The sequence below is a fragment of the Mycobacterium sp. TH-M15 genome (genome assembly GCF_057473705.1).
In genome coordinates this window covers 1-3,234 of record NZ_JBYCLB010000255.1, presented here as the reverse complement: position 1 = coordinate 3,234, position 3,234 = coordinate 1, and the positions used below count along the sequence as shown (strand labels likewise).

Sequence of the window (3,234 nt, the reverse complement as noted above, 5' to 3'; positions counted from 1 at the left end):
GGGCCGCTGCCGCTGGCCGCGGTGACCGCCGTTAGTCGGGGCAGCCCGGTGCAGGCGACCGCGATGGCCGGCGCCGAGCGCAGCAGCACGATCGCGGCGACGGCGGTCCACGCCCCGACCGTCGAGACCGGGGCGCCGGTCAGCACCACCGCGGTGGCGGCGGCGGCGACCAGGGCCGACAGGCAGCCCACCGCCGTGACGGTCGCGACGTTTCGCCGGTCGAGCTGTCCGGCCAGCACCGCGGTCGAGGCTGCCGCGGTGGCGGCCAACAGCACGTGGGGTGGCCCGCAGCGGCCGGGCACCGCCAGGAAGCCGGCGGCCGCTGCCAAGCCGACCGCCGAGAGGCCCAGCGCCAGCACCGCCGCCGAGTCGCGGTGCACCCGGCCGATCAGCACCGCGGCACCGAGCGTGCAGCCGGCCGCGGCGGCGGCCGTCGCCGCAGCCACCGCCGAGCCTCCGCACGCCGCGGTCAGCACCGCCACCCCGGCCAGCCAACCCGCCGCCAGCGCGGCCACCAGCCGGGTCGCCCCGGGCGTCCACCCCCGGCCGGCCGCCCGCACGATCGCCGACACCGCGACCGCGGGATCGTCGAAGCGCGGCTGCGGCGACTCGGCCACCGACCGGCTCAACAGCAGCAGCGATCCGTCCCGAACACCGTGCTGGGCCAGTGTTCTCCCGCCGGCCAGGGCCGGCTCGCCCGGCCGAGACAGCCGATACGGCGTGGCGATCCAGTCGTCCGGCTCGGTGCCGGTGATCTCCAGGAGGGCCGGCATCAGCTCACCCACCGGGACGCCGGCCGGCAGCGTCACGTCCACCCGGGTCGAATCGGTGCGCACCGACACCCGGCACAGCGGCGGAGTCCGATCGGCCAATTCCGCCCCCTTTTCTCCGGTCTCGCCGGGCAGGTTATCCGGGCGAGCCGCCGCCGGGTGTGCGGCTGTCCACAGCCGAGTTGTGGCGGTCGCCGCGCGTTCCTAGCGTCTGCCGGGTGGCCGATCGAGACGAGGCGACCGCGACGGTGGGTTTCGTCCGACCGGTGCGAAGACCGCCGCCGGGGTTTCCCACCGCCGACATCGAGCTGGCCGCACCGCCGCAGCGACCGCGGCCGGTCCGCGGCCGGTGGCTCGGCCTGGTGCCGGTGCTGACGGCGGTGCTAATGCTCGCGGTCATGGCGATGCTCTACCGGTCGGGCGCCGCCGCCGGGACGGGCAACCCGGTCTATTTGGTGTTCCCGCTGGTGATGCTGGTGTCGATGGTCGCCGGTGTCGCCGCGGGCCGGCACCGCCGGCCGGACGCCGACCTGGACGCCGAGCGCGACGACTACTTCGCCTACCTGGCCGGGCTTCGGACGACGGTCGCCGACGCTGCCGCGGCGCAACGGCTCTCGCTGGACTACCACCACCCGGAGCCGGATGCGCTGTGGACGTTGGTGGCCGGCCCGCGGATGTGGGAGCGGCGACGCGACGACGCCGACTTCGGCTGGGTTCGGGTCGGCGTCGGTGCGGTGCGCCTGGCCCGCCGACTCGTCGAGCCATCCGCCGACCCGGTGGCCCGGACGGATCCGGTCACCGGCGCCGCGCTGCGCCGCTTCGTCGAGACCCACTCGACGCTGCCCGGCGCCCCGACCACGCTGCGGTTGGCCGACGCGGCGCTGGTCACCGTCGACGGCGATCGGGAGTGCGCCCGGGCGCTGCTGCGCGCGGTGATCTGCCAGCTCGCGGTGCTGCACGGGCCCGACCTGTTGACGGTGACGGCGGTGCTCGACGCGGCCGGCCGCGACCACTGGGATTGGCTGAAATGGTTGCCGCACCACCGGTATCCGTCTGCATCGGCCGAGCCGGAGGCCGCGCACCGGGTGTTGATCGTCGACGGCGGCACCATCGACCCCGACCGGGTCGGCACGCCCGGGGTCACCGTCGTCGAGATCAGCCCCGGCGGTCCGGGGCCACCCGATGGGCTGCGGCTGCGGCTGAGCGGTGACACGCTGACCGTGCGGCGGTCCGGCGGCGACCAGCCGCTGGGCCGGCCGGACCGGGTGGAGCTGCTGGAGGCGATCGTCTGCGCCCGCCGGCTGGCGGGTTACCGGCTGACCGGGGCGACGGCCGGCGGGTCCGCGGGGCGCGCCTGGCCTGAGCTGCTTGACGACTTCGGCGGATTGGGTGGCGCCGACCCGGAGCCCACATGGCACCGGCTGAAACGGGCGGAGCGGCTGCGGGTTCCGATCGGGACGGCCGACGACGGCGCGGTGGTCTGGGTCGACATCAAAGAGCCCGCCGAGGGCGGCATCGGGCCGCACGGCCTGTGTGTCGGCGCGACCGGCTCCGGCAAGTCGGAGCTGCTGCGAACGATCGCGCTGGGGATGATCGCCCGCCATTCGCCGGAGACACTGAACCTGGTGCTGGTCGACTTCAAGGGCGGTGCCACCTTCCTCGACCTGGAGCGCGCCGAGCACGTCGCCGCCGTCATCACCAACCTCGCCGACGAAGCCCCGCTGGTGGCCCGGATGCGCGACGCGCTGGCCGGCGAGCTGAACCGCCGCCAGGAGCTGCTGCGCAGCGCGGGCGGCTTCGTCAGCGTCGCCGCCTACCAGGCCGCCCGGCTCGCCGGCGCGGCGCTGCCGCCGCTGCCGGCCCTGCTGGTGATCGTCGACGAGTTCTCCGAGCTGCTGAGCCGGCACCCCGATTTCGCCGACATGTTCGGCGCGATCGGCCGGCTGGGCCGCTCCCTCGGTGTCCACCTCCTGCTGGCCAGCCAACGACTCGACGAAGGCCGCCTGCGCGGTCTGGAATCGCATCTGTCCTACCGGATCTGCCTGAAAACACTGTCGGCCAACGAATCCCGCATCGTCCTGGGGGTGCCCGACGCCCATCGACTGCCCGGCACCCCCGGGCTGGGGTATCTGCAGGCCGGCTCCGACGGGCTGACCCGGTTCCGGGCGGCCTACGTCTCCGGGCCGGGGCCGGCCGACCCGGCGCCGGGAGCGTCCCCGCCGGCACCGCCGGTCCGGCTGTTCACCGCGGCGGAGACCCGGGTGACGGTGCAGCCGACGACCCGGTCGGCGCCGCGGCGCACCGTGCTGCAGACGGTGCTGGACCGGGTCGCCGGGCACGGCCCGCCCGCCCACCGGGTCTGGCTGCCGCCGCTGGGCGCGTCGCCGACGCTGGCCCGGCTGCTGGCCGACAGGGCGGGAGGACCCGAGCTGGTGGTGCCGATCGGGGTGGTCGACCGGCCGTA

The 3,234-nt window shown here is 75.7% G+C and carries 2 protein-coding genes; one reads left to right on the top strand and one right to left on the bottom strand.

What is annotated here, in order from left to right; genetic code table 11:
- The coding region (eccD, locus tag AC2VNT_RS06090; protein ID WP_486945997.1) for a type VII secretion integral membrane protein EccD at positions 1-872 on the bottom strand (872 nt) is incomplete at its 3' end.
- A 116-nt stretch (positions 873-988) separates the two neighbouring features.
- Between eccD and eccCa the strand changes: the two genes are divergently transcribed.
- A partial coding sequence (eccCa, locus tag AC2VNT_RS06085; RefSeq protein WP_486945996.1) for a type VII secretion protein EccCa occupies positions 989-3,234 on the top strand: 2,246 nt, incomplete at its 3' end.